This window comes from Streptomyces sp. NPDC005955 (assembly GCF_042871255.1).
Taxonomy (GTDB): Bacteria; Actinomycetota; Actinomycetes; order Streptomycetales; family Streptomycetaceae; genus Streptomyces.
Genome location: NZ_JBIAIF010000011.1, coordinates 201,354 through 223,318, shown reverse-complemented (window position 1 = coordinate 223,318; position 21,965 = coordinate 201,354). Strand labels below are relative to the sequence as shown.

The 21,965-nt window shown below is 74.8% G+C and carries 7 protein-coding genes and 1 pseudogene; 6 read left to right on the top strand and 2 right to left on the bottom strand.

The genetic code is table 11. From position 1 onward, the window contains the following. The first annotated feature begins 26 nt into the window (after positions 1 to 26). From ACFYOU_RS25015 to ACFYOU_RS24990, 6 genes and pseudogenes are all read left to right on the top strand, one after another. Complete coding sequence (locus ACFYOU_RS25015; RefSeq protein ID WP_391308650.1) at positions 27 to 10,172, top strand: type I polyketide synthase; 10,146 nt, start codon at positions 27 to 29, stop codon at positions 10,170 to 10,172. Positions 10,173 to 10,206: 34 nt separating this feature from the next. After that, positions 10,207 to 16,389, top strand: a pseudogene (locus ACFYOU_RS25010) (type I polyketide synthase); the annotation flags it as partial. Positions 16,390 to 16,450: 61 nt separating this feature from the next. Next, complete coding sequence (locus tag ACFYOU_RS25005) at positions 16,451 to 17,308, top strand: 3-hydroxyacyl-CoA dehydrogenase NAD-binding domain-containing protein (protein ID WP_391308648.1); 858 nt, start codon at positions 16,451 to 16,453, stop codon at positions 17,306 to 17,308. Positions 17,309 to 17,343: 35 nt separating this feature from the next. After that, positions 17,344 to 17,640 carry an acyl carrier protein gene (locus ACFYOU_RS25000; protein ID WP_386999414.1) on the top strand — a complete coding sequence of 99 codons (297 nt, stop codon included), beginning with the start codon at positions 17,344 to 17,346 and terminating at the stop codon, positions 17,638 to 17,640. Then, positions 17,633 to 18,757, top strand: a complete 1,125-nt coding sequence (locus tag ACFYOU_RS24995; protein ID WP_391308646.1) for an acyl-CoA dehydrogenase family protein — start codon at positions 17,633 to 17,635, stop codon at positions 18,755 to 18,757. Before ACFYOU_RS25000 ends, ACFYOU_RS24995 begins: the two co-directional genes overlap by 8 nt. After that, positions 18,754 to 19,857, top strand: coding sequence for an HAD-IIIC family phosphatase (locus ACFYOU_RS24990; protein ID WP_391308644.1), 1,104 nt, complete (start codon positions 18,754 to 18,756; stop codon positions 19,855 to 19,857). Before ACFYOU_RS24995 ends, ACFYOU_RS24990 begins: the two co-directional genes overlap by 4 nt. Before the next feature lie 56 nt (positions 19,858 to 19,913). Here ACFYOU_RS24990 and ACFYOU_RS24985 read toward each other — a convergent pair whose 3' ends face one another. Together ACFYOU_RS24985 and hemA are read right to left on the bottom strand one after the other, a co-directional pair. Next, complete coding sequence (locus tag ACFYOU_RS24985) at positions 19,914 to 20,591, bottom strand: class I SAM-dependent methyltransferase (protein ID WP_391308642.1); 678 nt, start codon at positions 20,589 to 20,591, stop codon at positions 19,914 to 19,916. A gap of 44 nt (positions 20,592 to 20,635) precedes the next feature. Next, the gene (gene hemA, locus ACFYOU_RS24980; protein ID WP_391308667.1) at positions 20,636 to 21,874 is read right to left on the bottom strand and encodes a 5-aminolevulinate synthase; all 1,239 of its coding nucleotides are present in this window, start codon (positions 21,872 to 21,874) and stop codon (positions 20,636 to 20,638) included. Positions 21,875 to 21,965 lie beyond the last annotated feature (91 nt).

Below are 21,965 nucleotides of genomic sequence, written 5' to 3'. Positions count from 1 at the left end.
GTCCGGGACGACAGCAGGGGAGCACGGTGAGCGAGCAGAAGCTCCGCGATTACCTCAACCGCGTCACGATCGACCTCCAGCGCACCAAGCGGCAGTTGGCCGAGGCCAGGGCCGCCGCGCAGGAACCGATCGCCGTGGTCTCGATGGCCTGCCGCTTCCCGGGCGGGGTCCGCACCCCCGAGCACCTGTGGGACCTGGTGGCGGCCGGCCGCGACGCGGTGACCCCGGTCCCCGGCGACCGGGGGTGGGACGTCGCGCAGCTCTCGGCCGGCAACGTGCCCTGCCAGGGCGCCTTCCTCGACGGGGCGGCCGACTTCGACCCGGGCTTCTTCGCCGTCTCGCCGCACGAGGCGACCGCGATGGACCCCCAGCAACGGCTGCTGCTCACCACCGCCTGGGAGGCCATCGAACGCGGCGGCATCGACCCCGCCGCGCTGCGCGGCAGCGCCACCGGGGTCTACGCCGCCGCAGTCGACCAGGGCTACTCCCAGCTCAGCGGCAGCGCGCCGGGCATGGTGCGCAGCTTCGTCACGACCGGCAACTCGATGAGCGTGCTGTCCGGCCGGGTGTCGTACGCACTCGGACTGGAGGGCCCGGCCCTCACCGTCGACACGGCGTGTTCGTCCTCGCTGGTCGCCCTGCACCTGGCCGCCCGGGCGCTGCGCGCCGGGGAGTGCACGCTCGCCCTGGCCGGCGGGGTGACCGTGATGGCGCTGCCGCTGGTCTTCTCCGAGTTCAGCCGCCAGGGAGCGATGTCCTTCGACGGCCGCTGCAAGGCGTTCTCGGCGACCGCCGACGGCACCGGCTGGGGCGAAGGGGTCGGCATGCTCCTGCTGGAGCGGCTGACCGACGCCCGCCGCAACGGACACCCCGTGCTGGCCGTGATCCGCGGCTCCGCCCTCAACCAGGACGGCGCCAGCAACGGCCTGACCGCCCCCAACGGCCCCTCGCAGCAGCGGCTCATCCGGGCGGCCCTCGCCGATGCGGGGGTCGGGCCCGCGGACGTGGACGCCGTCGAGGCGCACGGCACCGGCACGACCCTCGGCGACCCCATCGAGGCGGACGCCCTGCTCGCGACGTACGGCCGGGACCGCCCCGCGGACCGCCCGCTGCTGCTGGGTTCGTTGAAGTCCAACATCGGGCACACCCAGGCGGCGGCCGGTGTGGCCGGGGTCATCAAGACGGTGCTGGCCCTGCGCCACGGCGTGCTGCCCCGCACCCTGCACGTCACCGAGCCGACCGGGCACGCCGACTGGTCCGCCGGCGCGGTGGAACTGCTGACGGAGAACCGGCCGTGGCCCCGTACCGGCCGCGCCCGACTCGCCGGCGTCTCCGCCTTCGGCATGAGCGGCACCAACGCCCATCTGATCCTGGAACAGGCACCCGATCCGGAACCGGTCGACCCCGCACCCGTACCGCCCCGGCCGCCGGTCGCCGGGTACGTGCTCGCCGGGCGCACCGAGGACGCGCGCCGCGCACAGGCGCTGCGGCTCACCGCCCGACTCGCCGCGGACCCCGGAGCGGACCTGGCGGGCATCGGCCGGTCGCTGGCCACGACCCGGACCGCGTTCGAACACCGGGCGGTGGTGATCGCCGCCGACCGGGACGAACTCCTCGCCGGGCTGGACGCACTGGGCAGGGGCGTCGCCGCCCCGACGGTGACCACCGGCACCGCGGAACCGGACACCGGCCGGACCGTGATGGTCTTCCCCGGCCAGGGCGCGCAGTGGGAGGGCATGGCCCGGGACCTGCTCACCGAATCACCGGTGTTCGCCGCCGCGATCGCCGAGTGCGAGCAGGCGCTGTCCGCGGTGGTGGACTGGTCGCTGACCGGGGTGCTGAGGGGCGCCCCGGACGCGCCGTCACTGGACCGCGTGGACGTCGTGCAGCCCGCCCTGTTCGCGACGATGGTGTCCCTCGCCGCGCTCTGGCGCTCCTGGGGCGTGGAACCCGACGCGGTCGTGGGCCACAGCCAGGGCGAGATCGCCGCGGCGGTCGTCGCGGGCGCCCTGTCCCTGGCCGACGGCGCCCGGGTCGTGGCGCTGCGCAGCCGGGCCATCGGCGCCCTCGCCGGCCGGGGCGGCATGGTGTCGCTGGCCCTGCCGCTCGCCGGGGCCGAGGCGGCGATCGCGGCGTGGCCGGGCCGGATCTCGGTGGCGGCCGTCAACGGCCCGGCCGCGGTCGTGGTCTCCGGCGACCCCGACGCACTGACGCAGTTGCTGGCGCGCTGCGCCGCACAGGACGTGCGGGCCCGGCGGCTGCCCGTGGACTACGCCTCCCACTCGGCGCAGGTCGAGTCGATCCGCGAGGAGATCCTGAGGGACCTCGCCGGACTGACGCCCACCGCGGCCCGGGTCCCGCTGTTCTCCACCCTCACCGGCGACTGGCTCGACACGAGCGGCATGGACGCCGACTACTGGTACCGCAACTTGCGGGGCACCGTACGGTTCGACGACGCGGTCCGGAGTCTGGCGCAGGCCGGGCACCACGCGTTCGTGGAGGTGTCGCCGCACCCGGTCCTCGCCATGGCGGTCCAGGACGTGTGCGAGGACGCCGGCCTCACCGGTGCCGTGGTTACCGGCACCCTGCGCCGCGACGAGGGCGGTCTGCGCCGGGCCGTGGCCTCGGCCGCCGCCCTCTGGTCCGGTGGCGTCCCCGTCGCCTGGGAGACCGCCTTCGACGGGGCGCCCCCGGCGGAGCTGCCGACGTACCCCTTCCAGGAGCGCCGCTACTGGTTGGAGCCCGCTGCCGACGACGGATCCGGTGCCGAACCGCCCGCCGCCGACGGCGAGTTCTGGGAGCTGGTCGAGCGCGGCGACCCCGCCCCGCTGGCCGATGCGCTCGACGTCGACGCCTCGCCGCTGGCCGAGGTGCTGCCCGCGCTCGGCACCTGGCGCCGGCGGCGCCGCGCGGCCGACACCGTCGACCCCCTGCGCTACCGCATCGCCTGGCACCGGCTCACCGACCCGGTCGCGGGCCCGCTCACCGGCAGTTGGCTGCTCGTGGTGCCCGCCGACCACCAGGAGCACGCGCTCGCCCGCTGGACCGTCCGGGCCCTCGCGGACCTCGGGGCCGAGGTGCGCACGGTCGTGATCGGCGACGAACTCGCCGACAGCGCCCGGCTGGCCGCCGTGCTCGACGCCGGACCCGTACCCACGGGCGTGCTGTCGCTGCTGGCCCTCGCCGAACACGCCCACCCCGACCATCCGGTGCTGCCCGCCGGCACCGCGCTCACCGTCGCCCTCGTGCAGGCGCTCACCGCGCTCGACTCCACCGCACCCGTGTGGAGCGTCACCAGCGCGGCGGTGACCACCGGCGACGACGACCCGCTGACCGCGCCCCGACAGGCGATGGTCTGGGGCACCGGCCTGGTGGCCGCCCTGGAGCAGCCGCAGCGCTGGGGCGGACTGGTCGACTTGCCGCCGCACCCCGACGACCGGGACCGCGACCTGCTGGGCGCGGTGCTCGCCGGCACGGGCGACCTCGCCGGCGAGGACCAACTCGCCCTGCGCTGCGGCCGGCTGTACGCACGCCGACTGGTGCACGCACCGCGGCCCCCGCGCACCCCCGCCCGCCCCTGGCGCCCCCGGGGGACGGTCCTCGTCACCGGCGGCACCGGCGCCGTCGGTCCGATCCTCGCCCGCTGGCTCGCCCGGGGCGGCGCCGACCACCTCGTCCTGCCCGGGCGCCGCGGTACCGAGGCGCCCGGCGCGGACGAGCTGGCCGCGGACCTGGCCGCGCACGGGGCCCGACTGAGCCTGCCCGTCTGCAACCTCGCCGACCGCGAGGACGTGGCGCAGCTGCTCGCCGACCTGGAACGCCGGGGCACCCCCGTCACCGCGGTGGTGCACGCCGCCGCGCACATCGCCCTGGCGCCGCTGGCCACCACCCCGCTGACCGCGTTCGCCGGGGTCACGGCGGCCAAGGCCGCCGGCGCCGAACACCTGGACGCCCTGCTCGACCGGGAGTTGGACGCCTTCGTCCTGGTCTCCTCGATCGCCGGGGTGTGGGGCAGCGGCGACCACGGCGCGTACGCCGCCGCCAACGCCTACCTGCACGCACTGGCCCAGCACCGCCGGGGGCGCGGCCTCAGCGCCACCACCGTCGACTGGGGCGTGTGGCGCACCGGGGACGGCCGACCCGGCTCCGACGACGGCACCGACCTGTTCAACCTGGACGAACACGGCCTGCGCCGGATGGACCCGGCCACCGCGGTCGACGCCCTCCAACAGGCCCTCGACGACGACGAGACCGTCATCGCGGTCGCCGACGTCGACTGGGAGCGGTTCGCCCCCGTCTTCGCCTCGTCCCGCCCCAGCCCCCTGCTGCGCACCGTCCCGGCCGCGGCCCGCGCCCTCGGCGGCAGCGGCGGCACCGATGAAGTCGCCTCACCGGCGGCCACCGGACTGCGCCGGACCCTGGCCCCGCTGTCGGCGGCCGACCGCACCCGTACGGTCCTCGACCTCGTACGGACCGAGGCCGCCGCGGTGCTGGGCCACGCCTCGGCCGGGGACGTGCTCCCCGGGAAGGCGTTCCAGGAGCTGGGCTTCGCCTCGCTCACCGCCGTCGAACTGCGCAACCGGCTCGCCACCGCCACCGGACTGCGGTTGCCGTCCTCGCTGGTCTTCGACTACCCCACGGCGCACGCACTCGCCGGCCATCTGCTGTCCGAACTGCTCGCCGAGGGCTCCACGCCCGAGGAGCCGGCAGCCGCGGCCCCGACGGCGTCCGACCCGGCGGGCGACCGGGACCCCGTCGCGATCGTCGCCCTGGGCTGCCGTCTGCCCGGGGGGATCGACACCCCCGCGAAGCTGTGGCAGCTGCTCGTCGACGGCGGTGACACCGTCAGCGAACTGCCCACCGACCGGGGGTGGCCGGGCGAGGAGCTGTACCACCCCGACCCGGACCACCCCGGCACGTCCACCACCCGCCACGGCGGCTTCCTGCACGACGCGGGCGAGTTCGACGCCGAGTTCTTCGGCATCTCCCCGCGCGAGGCGGTCGCCATGGACCCGCAGCAACGACTGCTGCTGGAGACCGCCTGGGAGGCCCTGGAGCGCACCGGACTCGACCCGGCGGCCCTGCGCGGCTCCCGCACCGGCGTCTACGTCGGCGTGAACTACGGCGACTACGGCAACGCCGTGGCCCGGTCCGGGCACGGCGACGGCCACCTGCTGACCGGCAGCGCCGCCAGCATCGTCTCCGGCCGGGTCGCGTACACCCTCGGCCTGGAGGGGCCCGCCATCACGGTGGACACCGCCTGCTCGTCCTCGCTGGTCGCCCTGCACACCGCCGCCCAGGCCCTGCGCGCCGGGGACTGCACGCTCGCCCTGGTCGGCGGCGTCGCCATCATGTCCACGCCCGGTGCGCTCGTCAGCTTCTCCCGACAGCGGGGCCTCGCCCCGGACGGCCGGTGCAAGGCGTTCGCCGACACCGCGGACGGCATGGGCATGGGCGAGGGCATCGCCGTACTCGTCGCCGAGCGCCTGTCCGACGCCCGCCGCCACGGACACCCCGTCCTGGCGGTGCTGCGCGGCTCGGCGATCAACCAGGACGGGGCGAGCAACGGGCTGTCCGCCCCGAACGGGCCCGCGCAACAGCGGGTCATCCGGGCGGCGCTGGCCGATGCGGGACTGGGGCCCGTCGACGTCGACGCGGTCGAGGCGCACGGCACCGGCACCACCCTCGGCGACCCGATCGAGGCCCAGGCCCTGCTCGCGACCTACGGGCAGGGCCGGGCACCGGACCGGCCGCTGCTGATCGGCTCGCTGAAGTCCAACCTCGGTCACACCCAGGCCGCTTCCGGTGTCGCGGGCGTCCTCAAGACCGTGCTCGCGCTCCAGCACGCCCAGGTCCCGCCGACCCTGCACGTGGACCGGCCCACGGGCCAGGTCGACTGGGAGCGGGGCAGCGCCGAACTGGTCCGTGAGCTGGTGCCGTGGCCCGAGACCGGGCGGGAGCGCCGCGCGGGCGTCTCCTCCTTCGGCCTCAGCGGCACCAACGTCCATGTGATCCTGGAACAGGCCCCCGCGACGGACCCCGCCCCCGACCGCGCGGGGCACGAGCACGGCCCGCTCCCGTGGGTCCTGTCGGCCCGCACCCCCACGGCGCTCGCCGCCCAAGCGGCCCGTCTCGCCGCCCGGTTGGAGCAGGCCGGCCCCGGCGCAGCGGACACCGCCGACATCGCGTACTCGCTCGCCGGCCGCACCCCGTTCGCGTACCGCAAGGTCCTGGTCGGCGACCGCGCCGCCCTGGACGCCGGGCTGCGGGCGCTGGCCGCCGGCGCCGAGGTGCCCGCCGCCGACCCGGACGGCCGTACGGTGTTCGTCTTCCCCGGCCAGGGCGCGCAGTGGCCCGGTATGACCCGCGAACTGCTCGACGAGTCACCCGAGTTCGCGGCCCGGATGGCGGAGTGCGCCGCGGCCCTGGCCCCGCACGTGTCCTGGTCGCTGCTGGACGTGCTGCGCTCCGGGGAACCGCTGGACCGGGTCGACCTCGTCCAGCCGGTGCTGTTCGCCGTGATGGTGTCGCTCGCCGAGCTCTGGCGGGCGCACGGGGTCGTCCCCGACGCCGTGATCGGCCACTCGCAGGGGGAGATCGCCGCGGCCGTGGTCGCGGGCGGCCTCTCGCTCGCGGACGGCGCCCGCGTGGTCGCCCTGCGCTCCCGGGCCCTCGCCGCCCTCGCCGGCACCGGCGGCATGATGTCCGTCGCCCTCCCGCTCACCCGGGTGGAGACCCTGCTCGCACCGTACGGGGAACGGCTGTCCGTGGCCGCCGTCAACGGACCGTCCGCCGTGGTCGTCGCCGGGGAACCCGCCGCCCTCGCCGCGTTGTCGGCCGACTGCGACCGCGACGGCGTCCGGGCCCGCCGCATCGACGTGGACTACGCCTCGCACTCGGCCCGGGTGGAGCCGGTGCGCGCGGAACTGCTCGCCGCCCTCGCCCCGATCGAGCCCGGACCCGCCACGGTGCCGCTGTACTCCACGGTCACCGGCGACCGGCTCGACACCACGACCATGACCGCCGACTACTGGTACGAGAACCTGCGCCGCACCGTCGCCTTCGAACCGGCCGTCCGCGCCCTGGCCGCCCGGGGCCGCACCACCTTCCTGGAGATCAGCCCGCACCCGGTGCTGACCACCGCCGTCGCCGACACCGTCGAGGACGCCGGCCACGAGGGCACCGCCCTGGGCACCCTGCGCCGGGACGAGGGCGACCGACGACGCCTGCTGCTCGCCCTCGGTGACGCCTGGGCGAACGGACTGCCCGTGGACTGGACCGGCCTGCTGGCCGGCACCGGCGCCCGACGGATCGAACTGCCCACCTACGCGTTCCAGCACCGGCACCACTGGGCGCTGCCGGCACCCGGCGGCGGCCAGGACCTGACCGCCGCCGGCCTGGACGCCACCGAACACCCGCTGCTGAGCGCGGCGACCGAGGTCGCCGACACCGGGGAACTGCTGCTCAGCGGGCGCATCTCGGTGCGCACGCACCCCTGGCTGGCCGATCACACGGTGTCCGGGACGGTCCTGCTGCCCGGCGCCGCCTTCGTCGAACTGGCCCTGCGCGCCGCCGACGAGGCGGGCTGTGCGCTCGTGGAGGAACTGACCCTGGAGGCACCGCTGCTGCTGTCCGGCACCGAAGAGGTGCGGATCCAGGTCCGCGTCGGCGCACCCGACGAGGGGGGCGGGCGCACCGTGGACGTGCACGCCCGCCGCGCGGACGCCCTCGACCCCGGGTGGACCCGGCACGCCACCGGCAGCCTCGCCCGGGCGGCCGGCACCCCGGCCGCCCTGTTGGAGACCTGGCCGCCCCCGGGCGCCACCCCGGTCGCCGTCGGCGACCTCTACCCGCGGTTCGCCGCGTCCGGTTACGGCTACGGCCCGTCGTTCCGGGGCGTCCGCGCGGCCTGGCAGCGCGGCGACGAGATCTTCACGGAGGTCGAGCTCCCCGGCGACGACCCGACGACCCCGGCCTTCGGCATCCACCCCGCGCTGCTCGACGCCACCCTGCACGGCCTGCGGATCGACACCGGACCGGCCGCTGCGGTGGCGCAGGAGGACGCCGCGGAACCGGCGGACCTCGTCCGGCTGCCGTTCTCGTGGACCGCCGTCGGCCTGCACGCCTCCGGCGCCACCGAACTGCGCGTCCGGCTCGCCCGCGATCCCGACGGACGGGTGCGCATCGACGCCGCCGACGGGTACGGGCGGCCCGTCGCCTCCGTCGGCGCCCTGGTGGTCCGCCCCGTCCCGCCGGACTCGCTGCGGGCGCCGGTGGCCCCCGCGCACGACTCGCTGTTCCGGGTGGAGTGGACACCGCTGGCCACCGGCGCCCTGGTGCCCCCGACCGGACGCTGGGTGGGGCTCGGCACCTCCGACCGGCTGCCGGAGACGTACCCGGACCTGGCCGCCCTCACCGCCGCGCTCGACGCGGGGACACCGGTGCCCGACGTGGTGCTCGCCGAGTGCCGCCACCCGGACGACGGACCCGAAGGAGCGCGGGCCGCCACGGCCGCCGCCCTGGAACTCGTCCAGGGGTGGCTCGCCGACGCCCGGTACGCCGACGCCCGGCTGGTGTTCGTGACCGACGGTGCGGTGGAGGCGCTGCCCGGCGAAGGGGTCCACGACCTCGCGTCCGCCGCGGTGCGCGGACTGATCCGCTCGGCGCAGTCGGAACACCCGGACCGCTTCGTGCTGGTCGACGCGGCCGACCCGACGGAGCTGGTCACGCTGCTGCCCACCGGCATGGCCGCCGAGGAACCCCAACTGGCCGTGCGCAAGGGACAGCTGCTGGCCGCACGGCTGGCCCGGGTGCCGGCGCCCGCCGAACCGGTCACCCCGCCGCTGGACCCGAACGGCACGGTGCTGATCACCGGCGCCGGCGGGGTCCTGGGCTCACTCGTCGCCCGCCACCTCGCCGACCACCACGGCCTGCGCCACCTGCTGCTCGTCTCCCGGCGCGGCGCCGCGTCCCCGGAAGCGGCCGCACTGCTGGCGGAGTTGGGGACCGCCGCCCGGTTCGCCGCCTGCGACGTCGGTGACCGCGCGGCACTGGCGGACCTGCTCGCCACGGTGCCCGCCGCCCACCCGCTGACCGCCGTGGTGCACGCGGCCGGCGTGCTCGACGACGGCGTGCTCGAAGCGCTGGACCGGCAACGCCTGGACACCGTGCTCCGGCCCAAGATCGACGGTGCCGCCCATCTGCACGAACTGACCCGTGAGCTGCCGCTCGCCGCGTTCGTGCTGTTCTCCTCGGCGGCGGGGATCGTGGGCAACGCCGGCCAGGCCAACTACGCGGCCGGCAACACCTACCTCGACGCCCTCGCCGCAGCCCGCCGCGCACAGGGCCTACCGGCCCAGGCGCTCGCCTGGGGACTGTGGGGACGGCGCAGCGAGATGACGGGCGGCCTCGAAGACGGCGCCCTGCGGCGGATGACGACCGGGGGCGTGGCGGCGTTCTCCGACGCCGAAGGGCTCGACCTGTTCGACGCGGCGCTGCGGACCGACGCCGCCGCCCTGGTGCCGGTCCGCCTCGACCTCGGCCGCTCCCGCCCCACCAGCGCCGCCGAGGTGCCCGCGCTGATGCGCGGCCTGGTCCGGGGCGTGGTGCGCCGCAGCGCCCACGCCGCGGCGGCCGACCCCGGTGCCGCCGCCGCGCTGCGCCGCCGACTGGCCTCGCTGGACCCGGACGGACGCCTGGAACTCCTGGAGGACCTGGTCAGCGGCATCGCAGCGGAGGTGCTCCAGCACTCCGGAGCCGGCACCGTCGACCCCCGACGGGCCTTCAAGGACCTCGGCTTCGACTCGCTGACCTCGGTGGAACTGCGCAACCGGCTGGCCGGCGCCACCGGACTGAGGCTGCCCGCCACCCTGGTGTTCGACCACCCGACGTCCGAGTCCGTCGCGGCCCTGCTGGCCGAACGGCTGGTGCCCGGCGCCGTCGGCGTGCCGGCACCGCCCGACGACGACCACGTGCGCCGACTACTGGCGACGGTCTCCCCGCAACGGCTGCGGGCCGCCGGACTGTTGGACGCCCTGCTGAATCTCGGGGACCCGGCGACGGACGCCGGACCCCCCGCACCCCACCCGTCCGGCCCGGACGACACCGCATCGATCAAGGAGATGAACGTGGACGACCTCGTGCGCCTGGCGATGGGGGGCGACCGTGGCTGACCGGACCGACGAGGCGTCGGGCACGGCGCCCGCGGAACAGGTCGTCGAGGCCCTCCGCGCGTCCCTGCTCGACAACGCCAAACTGCGGCAGGACAACCAGCGGCTCACCGAACGCGCCCGGGAACCCGTGGCGATCGTGGCCATGGGCTGCCGGTTCCCCGGCGGGGTGCAGACCCCCGAAGAACTCTGGGACCTCCTGGTCGCCGAACGCGACGCCGTGACCCGCGTCCCCGACGACCGCGGCTGGGAACTGCCGACGGAACCCGCGACTCCGGTTGACCCGGCCGACCCGGCCGACCCGGCCGACCCCGATGCCGCACCCGTCCTGAGAGGCGGCTTCCTCCAGGACGCACTGGACTTCGACGCCGCGTTCTTCGGCATCTCCCCGCGCGAAGCGCTCGCCATGGACCCCCAGCAGCGACTGCTGCTGGAGGTCTGCTGGGAGACCGTCGAACGCGCCGGCATCGACCCGACGGGCCTGCGCGGCGGCGATACGGCCGTCTACGCCGGCATCATCAACAGCGAGTACAGCACCCGTCTGGGGCACACCCCCGAGGACCTCGCCGGCTTCCTCGGCACCGGGAGCATCCCGAGCGTGCTGACCGGCCGCGTCGCCTACGCCCTCGGCCTGGAGGGACCCGCCGTCAGCCTGGACACCGCCTGCTCCTCCTCCCTGGTCGCCATCCACCTGGCCTGCCAGGCGCTGCGCGAGGGAGACACCTCGCTGGTCCTGGCCGGCGGCGTCACCGTCATGTCCGCGCCCGGCCTGTTCGGCGGCTCCCGACGCCAGGGCGGACTCGCCGGCGACGGCCGCTGCAAGTCGTTCTCCGCGAGCGCCGACGGAGCGGCCTTCGGCGAGGGCGTCGGCGTGGTGCTGCTGGAACGCCTCGGTGACGCCCGCCGCCACGGACACCCGGTCCTCGCCGTCATCAAGGGCTCCGCGGTCAACCAGGACGGCGCGAGCAACGGGCTCACCGCCCCCAACGGCCCCGCGCAGCGCAAGGTCATCCGCAAGGCCCTGGAGAACGCGGGACTGCGCCCCGCCGACATCGACGCCCTGGAGGCGCACGGCACCGGCACCGTACTCGGCGACCCCATCGAGGCGCAGGCCGTCCTCGACGTGTACGGGAAGGACCGCCCCGCCGACCGGCCCCTGCTCATGGGCTCGCTCAAGTCCAACCTCACGCACACCCAGGCGGCGGCCGGCGTCGGCGGCGTCATCAAGACGGTGCTCGCCCTGCGCCACGACCTGCTGCCCCGGTCCCTGCACATCGACCGCCCGACGAGCCAGGTCGACTGGAGCCAGGGCCGGGTCTCCCTGCTCACCGAGGCCACCGCCTGGCCCGCGTCGGACCGCCCCCGCCGGGCCGCGGTCTCCTCCTTCGGCGCCAGCGGCACCAACGCCCATCTGATCCTGGAAGCGGCCCCCGAGGAGCCGTCCGCGGAGCCGACCGGGCCCCGGCAGGACACCCCCGTCGCCTGGACGCTGTCCGCGCGCACCCCGACGGCCCTGCGCGCCCAGGCCGCCCGGCTGCACGCCCGGGTGCTCGCCTCGCCCGGGACGCACCCGACGGACGTCGGCCTGTCCCTGGCCCTCGGCCGGTCCCGGTTCGCCGAGCGCGCCGTCGTCGTCGGCACCGGCCGCACCCCGCTGCTCGACGGACTCGCCGCCCTCTCCCGCGAGGAGCCCGTACCCTCCGTCATCACCGGGACCGCCCCGGCGAAGGCGGCCAAGCCCGTGTTCGTCTTCCCCGGCCTCGGCGCCGAGTGGCCCGGCATGGCCCGCGAACTGCTCGACACCTCCCCGGCGTTCGCCGCCCGCATGGCCGACTGCGAGCGCGCCCTCGCCGCCCACCTCGACTGGTCCCCGATCGCCGTGGTCCGCCAGGAGCCCGGCGCCCCGTCGATCGACGACGTCGAGACCCTGCAACCGGTGCTCTTCTCCGTCCTGGTGTCCTTGGCCGCGGTGTGGCAGGCTCACGGGGTCACCCCGGCCGCCGTCGTCGGACACAGCCAGGGCGAGGTCGCCGCGGCCTGCGTCGCCGGCATCCTCACCCTGGAGGACGCGGCCTCGATCGCCGTGCACCGCAGCCGCGCCCTCGCCGCCGTGACCCGGGGCGGCGCCATGGCCACCGTGCTGCTGTCCGCCCCGGAGGCCGAGGAGATGATCGCCGGGTACGACGGTCGGCTGTCGATCGCCGCGGTCAACGGCCCCCGCGTGGTCGTGCTGGCGGGCGAGGCCACCGCGATGGACGAGTTCGCCCGCGCCGACGACCTGATGGTGTTCCGCACCCCCGTCGACTACGCCCCGCACTCCGCCGCCGTGGACCGGGTGCGCCAGGACCTGCTGACGGGGCTCGCCCACGTGCGCCCGCGGCCCGGCACCGTCCCCCTGATGTCCACCGTGGACGCCGAATGGGCCGAGCCCACCACGCTCGACACCCACTACTGGTTCCGCAACCTGCGGCACACCGTGCGCTTCCACGAGGCGACCACGCGACTCTTCGACGCCGGGCACCGCACCTTCGTCGAGGTCAGCCCGCACCCGGTGCTGACGTTCAACCTCCAGGACGCCGCCGCCGACGCGGAGTTGGCCGACTTCACCGTGGTGGAGACGCTGCGCCGCGACGACGCCGGCCCCGAGCGGCTGCTCACCTCGCTCGCCCACGCCCACGTCGCCGGGGTACCGGTGGACTGGGCACCCGCGTTCGAGGGCACCGGAGCCCGCCGCGTCGACCTGCCCACCTACGCCTTCCAACGCCAGCGGTACTGGCTGGACGCCACCCGCGCCGGCGGCGACCCCGCCTCCATGGGACAGGCCGACCCCGGCCACCCGCTGCTGAGCGCCGCAGTGGAACTGCCCGGCAGTGGCAGCACCGTCTTCACCGGCCGACTCTCGCTCGCGGACCACCCGTGGCTCGCCGACCACGCCGTGCGCGGGGCCGCCCTGCTGCCCGGCGTCGCCTACGTCGAGATGACGGCCCACGTGGGCGGCCGGCTCGGCTGCGACCTCATCGAAGAACTCACCCTGTCCGCACCGCTGGTGCTGTCCGCCGACGACGGCGCCGACGTGCAGTTGCGGCTGACCGCCGGGGCACCCGACCACGCCGGCAAGCGCACCGTCGAGATCCACTCACGGCCCGCGACCGCCGTCGAGTGGACGAACCACGGCAGCGGCCTGCTGGCGCCCTCCGGGGCGCTGCCCCCGATGCCCACCGCCGCCGCCTGGCCACCGCCCGGCGCCGAACAGATGCGCATCGGCGCGCTGTACCGCATCCTCCAGGACCGGGGCATCGAGTACGGCCCCGCCTTCCGCGGCCTGCGCGCCGCCTGGTCCCGCGGGGACGAGGTCTTCGCCGAGGTGACGCTGCCGGACGGAGCCGCCGGCGACTTCCCGCTGCACCCGGCGCTGCTGGACGCCTGCCTCCAGACCGTCAGCCTGCGCCAGGCCGGCGTGGGCCGCGACGCGGAACAACAACCCGGCGCCACCGGCGTGCCCCTGCCGTTCTCTTGGCAACAGGTGCGGCTGTGGTCCGGGGCCCGCGCGGGGCAGACCCTGCGCGTCACCCTCAGCCCCACCGGCCCCGAGGACGTCGCGCTGCACGTGAGTGACGGGGACGGCCGCCCGGTCGCGACCATCGCCACCCTCGCCATGCGCACCACCTCGTTCGACGTGCTGAGCCCCGTCACCGACGCCCTCCACCGGGTGGAGTGGACCGCGTCGACCACCGCCGCCGCCGGCCCGATCGTGCGCTGGTCCCTGCTCGGCCCGCCGGACGAGCGGCTGGTGCCCACCGGAGCCGGCACCGGTCCGACCGACGACCCCACCGGCCTCGACGCCGTGCTGCTGCTCTGCCCGCCCGACGGACCGGCCGGCCCCGAAGCCGTGCACACCGCCACCACCACCGTCCTGGAACAGCTGAACACCTGGCTGGAACGCCCCCCGGCCGGCTGCCCGCCCCTGGTGGTGCTCACCCGCGGCGCGGTCGACCTGGCGGACGAACCCCTCGACGTAGCCGGCGCGGCCGTCCACGGACTGGTGCGCTCCGCCCAGCAGGAACACCCGGGCCGGATCGTGCTGCTGGACACCGACGACCCGCGCACCACGGCCGATGCGCTGTCCGCGGTGCTGGCCAGCGGCGAGCCCGAAGTGGCGCTGCGGGCCGGCCGGCTGCACCTGCCCCGGCTGCGCCGCACCCCGGCCGGCGACCCGGCGACCGACGTCTTCGACGGCACCGGAACCGTGGTGCTGACCGGCGGCGGCGAACTCGGCGGCATCCTGGCCCGGCACCTCGTCGCCCGGCACGGCGTACGCCGTCTGCTGCTGCTGAGCCGGCGCGGCCCGGCCGCACCCGGCGTGGACGAACTGATCGCCGAACTGGCCGGGTCCGGGGCCCTGGTCACCGCCGCGACCTGCGACGTCACCGATCGGACCGCCCTCGACCGGGCCCTGGCCGCGGTCCCGGCGGCACACCCGGTGACCGCCGTCGTGCACACCGCCGGAGTCATCGACGACGGGCTGCTCGCCGACCTCACGGCCGAACGCCTCGCGGGCGTCCTCGCGCCCAAGGTCGACGGCACCTGGAACCTGCACGAAGCGACCGCCGCACTGCCGCTGCGCGCGTTCGTGGTGTACACCTCGGTGGCCGGCCTGTTCGGCGGCCCGGGACAAGCCGCTTACAGCGCCGCGAACGTCGCCGCCGACGCGATCGTGACCCTGCGCCACCGCGCCGGACTCCCCGCCAAGTCACTCGCCTGGGGCCTGTGGGAACAGCGCAGCGGCCTCACCGCCGACCTGTCGGACGCCGATCTGCACCGCATGGGCCGCAGCGGGGTGCACGCCCTGTCCGCCACGGCGGGCACCGACCTGTTCGACGCGGCGCTCACCGCGCCCGACCCGGTGCTCGCACCCGTCGCCCTGGACGTCAGCGCCTTCCGCGACGGCCCGGTGCCGCACCTGCTGCGCGCCCTGGTCCGCACCACCGGCCCGGAACGCCCCGCCGCGGACCCCCAGCTGCGGGACCGGCTGCTCGCCGCGAACCCCGACGAGCAGTACGACCTCCTGCTGGAAGCGGTACGGGTCCACTCCGCCCAGGTGCTCGGCCACGCCGACGCCGAGAGCGCCGGACTCGACGCCGAGGACGCCTTCCTCTCCGTCGGGTTCGACTCGCTGACCGCGCTGGAACTGCGCCACCGGCTCGCCGCGGCCACCGGCCTGAACCTCTTGCCGACCGTGGTGTTCTCCAGCGGCACCCCCGCCAAGCTCGCCGAACTGGTCCGCACCGAATGGGCCACCGCGGCGGCGGCCGCACAGCCCGCGCCCGCCACCGGGCCGGGCACCCCCGCACCGCCCCCGGCACCGGTCGCCGCCCGCTCCGACGACGACCCCGTCAGCACTCTGTTCCGGCAGCTGTGCCGGCGCGGCAAGTCCGACGAGGCGATCGACCTGCTCAAGAACACCTCCGCGCTGCGCCCGGAGTTCCACACCCCCGCCGAGCTGCGCTCCACCGAGGAACCCCCGTCACTGCTGCGGATCAACACCCACGACGAGGCGCCCGAGTTGGTGTGCTTCGGCTCCGTCGTCGCCCTCGGCGGCGGCCACCAGTACGCCCGGTTCGTCAACCGGTTCCGGGGCACCTACGGCTCCAGCACCCTGTCCGCCCCCGGGTTCCTGCCCGGCCAACGACTCCCGTCGTCCATGGCGCCGATGCTGGCCTACCAGGCGGAGGAGATCATCGAACGCCTCGGCCGCGACCGCCGGCTGGTCCTCCTGGGCTCCTCCTCCGGCGGCACCGTCGCCCACGGCGTCGCCGCCGAACTCGAAGCCCGCGGGGTGCAGCCGGCCGCGGTGGTCCTGCTCGACACGTACCTGTCCAGCAACAAGGCCATGACGCAGTTCAACGACGTGCTGCTGAGCGGCATGTTCGACCGCGAGGACCAGGCGGTGCCGATGGACGGCACCCGACTCACCGCGATGGGCAAGTACTTCCGCATCCTCGACGACTACACGCCCCCGGAGGTGGCCGCCCCCGTCCTGCTGGTGCGTGCCTCCGCGCCGCTCGGCGAGTCGGCGCCCACCGTCGGTGACTGGCGGTCGAGCTGGCCGGGCGCCCACACCACCCTCGACGTGCCCGGCGACCACTTCTCGATGATGGAACAGCACGCGGACACGACCGCCGCGACCGTCTCCGACTGGCTCGCCGCCCTCCTCTCCTGAGCACCCCTCTCCTGACCACCGCTCTCCTGAGCACTCCTCAACGGAAGGACCCCGTCCCCTCATGGACACAGAAACCGACGAGCACCGCCTCGCCGTGGTCGGCGCGGGCGTCATGGGCGTCGGCATCACCACACTGGCCCTGCTCCGCGGCCTGCCCGTGCTGCTCGTCGACGTCGACGAACCGGTGCTGGAGCGCGCCCGGGACCAGATCGCCGGTGAACTGCGGATGGCGCAGCTGATGGGTCGGCTCGCCGCCGACACGGCGACCGGCCCGCTCACCACCGCGACGACCCTCGCCGGCGCCGCCGACGCGACCCTCGTCATCGAGGCCACCACCGAGGACCTCGGCGTCAAGACGAAGGTCCTCGCCGAGCTGTCCGCACTGACCCGCCCCGGCACCCCGCTGGTTTCCAACACCTCGTCGATCCCCATCGACGAACTCGCGGGCGTCGCCCGGCGGCCCGGCGAGGTGGTGGGCACCCACTTCATGAACCCGCCGTACCTGATCAGGACGGTGGAGGTGATCCGCGGCGTGCGCACCGCCGAGGCCACCATGGAGGCGCTGACGGCCGCGCTCGCGGCCCTGGGCCAGGAGCCGATCGTCGTCAAGGACGCGCCGGGCTTCGTCACCAGCCGGGTGCTCCACCCGATGATCAACGACGCGGCGCGGATCGTGCAGGAGGGGACCGCGGGCGTCGAAGCCGTCGACACGCTCATGGAGAACTGCCTGGGCCACCGCACCGGCCCGCTGCGCACCGCCGACCTGATCGGCATCGACAACCTCGTCGACTCGCTCCAGGTGCTCTTCGAGCGCACCGGCGACGAGGGCTGCCGCCCCTGCGACCTGCTCCTGGAGAAGGTCCGCCAGGGGCACCACGGCCGCAAGTCGGGCCGCGGCTTCTACACCTACACCCACTGAACACGCACCACCACCCGATGCGAGGAGACACCCCGATGGACACCACCGACAACGCACCCGACCAGAGCACGGACGGCGGCGCGGTGCGCAAGGAGGTCCTCGGCTTCCTGACGGCGCAGACCAAGCGGAGCTGGGAGCCGGACGTGGACCTGTTCGCCACGGGCGGGCTGTCCTCCCTGTTCGCCATGCAACTGGTCCTGCACCTGGAGAAGACGTACGACATCTCGATCCGCGGCGCGGACCTGCGCCTGGACAACTTCCGCACGGTCGACACCATGGTGGCGCTGGTGCACCGCCTGCGCGGCACGGAAGCGGGGACCGGCGGTGAGTGACGCGCTGGACGCGGCACGGGCCCAGGTCACCGGCCTCGTCGGGGACCAGGCCGAGGAGTGGGACCGCACGGGGGAGTTGCCCCGGGAAATGCTCCGCAAGCTCGGCGCCGGCGGCTTGCTCTGCCCGGTCGTGCCCGCCGAGGACGGCGGACTGGGCTGGAGCAGCGCCCGGGACGGCGAGTTCACCGCGCACGTCGGCAGCCTCTGCTCCTCGCTGCGCAGCATCATGACCTCCCAGGGCATGGCCGCCTGGACGATCACCCGGCTGGGCGATGCGCCTCAGCGCACCGCCCTGCTGGGCCGGCTCACCGGCGGGGAACTGGCCGCGGTGGCGTTCAGCGAGCCGCAGGCGGGCAGCGACCTGTCGGCCATCGACACCCGCATCGTGCGCGACGGCGACACCGTCGTGGTCGACGGCCGCAAGACCTGGACGACGGGGGCGGCCTACGCCGACTTCGTGGTGGTGTTCGGCCTGCTCGACGACGGCGGGGCGGGCGCGGTCGTCGTGCCCACCGATGCGCCCGGCGTCACGGTGGAACGCATCGCCGCCCCCCTGGGGTGCCGCGCCGCCGGACACGCGGACGTGCGCCTGACCGGGGTGCGGCTGCCGGCGGAGAACCTGCTCGGCGGCGGCGGCCAGTTCCTGCCGCTGCTGGTGACCACGGCACTCGCGTACGGGCGGATGTCCGTCGCCTGGGGCTGCGTCGGCATCCTGCGCGCCTGTCTGGCCGCGGCCGGCTCGCACGCCCGGACCCGCGAACAGTTCGGTCAGCCGCTCGGCGGCCACCAACTGGTGGCCGGGCACCTGGCCGACCTGCTCGTCGCCGAGCAGGCGGCCAGCCGGGCCTGCGAGCACGCCAGTCGCTGCTGGGACGAGAGTTCGCCGGACCAGGTCGTCGCCACCGTGCTGGCCAAGCACACCAGCGCGACGAACGCGGCGCACGGCGCGGCCCTGGCGGTACAGGTGCTGGCCTCGGCCGGCACCCGGGACGGACACGTCGTGGCGCGCGCCTACCGCGACGCCAAGTGCATGGAGATCATCGAGGGCAGCAACGAGATGAGCCGGCTGCTGCTGGCCGACCACGTGCTGTCCGGAGCCCGGGAGGGGGGACGTTGAGCGAGCAGACGACACCGACCGTCGTCAAGTGCCTGGTGTGGGACCTCGACAACACGCTCTGGCAGGGGACGCTGCTGGAGGACGGCGAGGTACGGCTCACCGACGAGATCCGGGCGGTGATCGTCGAGTTGGACGCCCGGGGCATCCTCCAGTCGGTCAGCAGCCGCAACGACCACGACCTGGCCTGGCCGCGGCTCGAAGCCCTGGGCGTCGCGGAGTACTTCGTGCTGCCGGAGATAGGGTGGGGCAACAAGTCGGACGCGATCCGCCGGATCGCCGAGCAGCTCAACTTCGCGCCCGGCACCGTCGCGTTCATCGACGACCAGCACACCGAGCGGGCCGAGGTCGAGTTCCACCTCCCGCAGGTGCGCACCTATCCGGCCGACATGGCCCTGAAGCTGACCGAACTGCCCGAGTTCAGACCGCCGTTCAGTACGGTCGACTCCCGGCGGCGACGGGACATGTACCAGGCGGGCTTCCGGCGCGACGCCGAACGGGCCGACTACTCGGGGCCCGACGAGGACTTCCTGCGCTCGCTGGAACTGGTCATGCGGATCGACCGGGCGACCGAGGACGAACTCTCCCGCGTGGAGGAACTCACGCTGCGCACCAGCCAGATGAACGCGACCGGGGTGCACTACGCGGACGGGACGCTCCGCGGGCTGCTGGCGGACCCCGACCACGAGGTGCTGGTGGCCTCGCTCACCGACCGGTTCGGCCCGCACGGGGCGGTCGGCGTCATCCTGGTGGAGAAGCATCCGCAGGTGTGGCACCTGCGTCTGCTCGCCACCTCCTGCCGGGTGGTCTCCTTCGGCGCCGGCTCCACCCTGCTCGCCTGGCTCGCGGGCCAGGCGGCCCGGGCGGGGGTGCACTTCCTCGCGGACTTCCGGCCCACCGACCGCAACCGGATGATGGAGGTGGCGTACCGCTTCGCCGGCTTCGACGACACGGAGTGCGCCTGCCGCGAGGCGCTCGCCCCGCCGGCGGTCGAGGCCGTGCAACGGCTGCACCTGGTGCCGACCGCATGGGCCGGCTCGACGACCGTCCGGCTCGACGCCCCGGAGCTGGTTGCCGACAGCGCCGCCCCGGCCGCCCGCTGACGGAACGTCAAAGGCCGCCGCACCGGGAACGGTGCGGCGGCCACCTCGTGCTCGGCTCACTCGGGCCGGCGGCGCACCAGGGTGATGCCGTCGGCCACGGCGAGCATGCTGACGTCCACCCGCTCGTCGCCGTGCAGCCGGGCGTTGAGCTCGCGGACGGCCTCGGTGTCGGGGTCCTGCGCCGACGGATCGACGACCCGACCGAAGAAGAGGGTGTTGTCCACGACGATCAGCCCGCCCGGACGCACCAGCGTCAGACAGAGCTCGTAGTACTCCGGGTACCCCGTCTTGTCCGCGTCGACGAACACGAGGTCGAAGGCGCCGGGTCCGTCCGGTCCGTCCTCGGCCCGTAGTTTCGCCAATGTCTCCCGCGCGTCACCGATGCGCAGGTCGATCCGGTCCGCGACACCGGCCCGCTCCCAGTAGGGGGCCCCGATGGAGGGCCAACGGTCGGTGATGTCACAGGTCACCACCCGGCCGTCGGCGGGCAGCGCCCGGGCCAGACAGAGCGTGCTGTACCCGGTGAACGTCCCGATCTCCAGAACGGAGCGGGCGTTCACCAGCCGGGCCAACAGGGACAGCAACTGCCCCTCCTCGGGGGGCACCTGCATGGCCACCCCGCCGGGGAGACCGGCGGTCTCCTCGCGGAGCTCGCGCAGCAGCGGGTCCTCACGTACGGAGACCTCACGCACGTACGCGGCGAGGCGCGGGGTGACGGCGATCTGATCAGCCACGATGGTCCTTCGTTGTCGATCGGCGCGCGCAGGCGCGGGGCCCGTCACGAGGCGGCGGAGACGGCGGCCAGGCCGGAGCGCCGCTGGTCCAACTCCTGCCAGATGGCGTCGAGCGCCTCGACGAAGGCCCGGACCTCGTCGGTGGAGTGCACCGCGCCGGGCGCGATGCGCAGGATCTCACTGCCCTCGCGGACGCTGGGCGCGTTGATGGCCTGGACGTAGATGCCGTGCCGCTCCAGCAGCAGGTCGGAGATGCGCCGGCTGGTCGCGTCATCGCCGACCAGGACGGAGACGATGTGCGACTCGTCGGACAGGAACGGTATGCGGCGCTGCTTCAACAACCGGTGCAGCAGCGTCGCGTTCTCGCTCAACCGGCCGCGTTCCTCGTCCGAGGCGCGCAGATGACGCACCGCGGCGAGGCTGCCCGCGACCACCGCGGGCGGGAGGGCCGTGGTGAAGATGAAGGAGCGGGAGAGCCTGCGGACGACGTCGATGAGGTCCGCAGGACCGGCGATGTAACCGCCCGTCGTACCGAAGCCCTTGGCGAGCGTCCCCATGATGACGGTGAACCGGTCGGCGAGGCCGAGGCCGGCCGCTATCCCGGCACCCTGCGGACCGTACATGCCGACCGCGTGCACCTCGTCCAGGAACGTCATCGCACCGTGGCGCTTCGCGATGGCGGCGATCTCGGCGAGTGGCGCCACATCACCGTCCATGGAGTACACGGACTCCGTGACGATCATCTTGGGCCGGTCCGGATCGGCCGCGGACACCAACTCTTCGAGGTGCGCGGCGTCGTTGTGCCGGAAGATCCGCTTCTCGGCGCCGCTGTGCCGCAGACCGTCGATGATCGAGGCGTGGTTCTTCTCGTCGGAGAAGACCAGACAGCCCTCGATCTGCCCCGCCAACACGGACAACGCGCCCTCATTGGCGGTGTAACCGGAGGTGAACAGCAGTGCCTCGTCCTTCGCGTGGAGCTCCGCGAGTTCCCGCTCCAACAGGACGTGTTGCCCGTTCGTCCCGCCGATGTTCCGCGAGCCGCCCGCTCCGGCCCCCGATGCGCCCAACGTGTCGCGCATCGCGGTCAGTACGGCGGGGTGCTGCCCCATACCCAGGTAGTCATTGCTGCACCACACACTGATGTCGGAGGGCTGCCGCGGGCGGCTGCTCACGGCCGCCGGGAAACGCCCGGCGATCCGGTCGACCTCCAGGAAATCGCGTTTCGGCCCGGCGGAGTCCAGGGCCGTGTGCAGCTTTTGCAGGGCGTCGAGGTAATGAGACATGACGTCGACCCGTTCTCTGGAATTCATGACGATGAGGCGGCAGCGTTCCGCGGCCGTGGGCGGCGGAGCGTGGTGCGGTGTGTGCACGGCT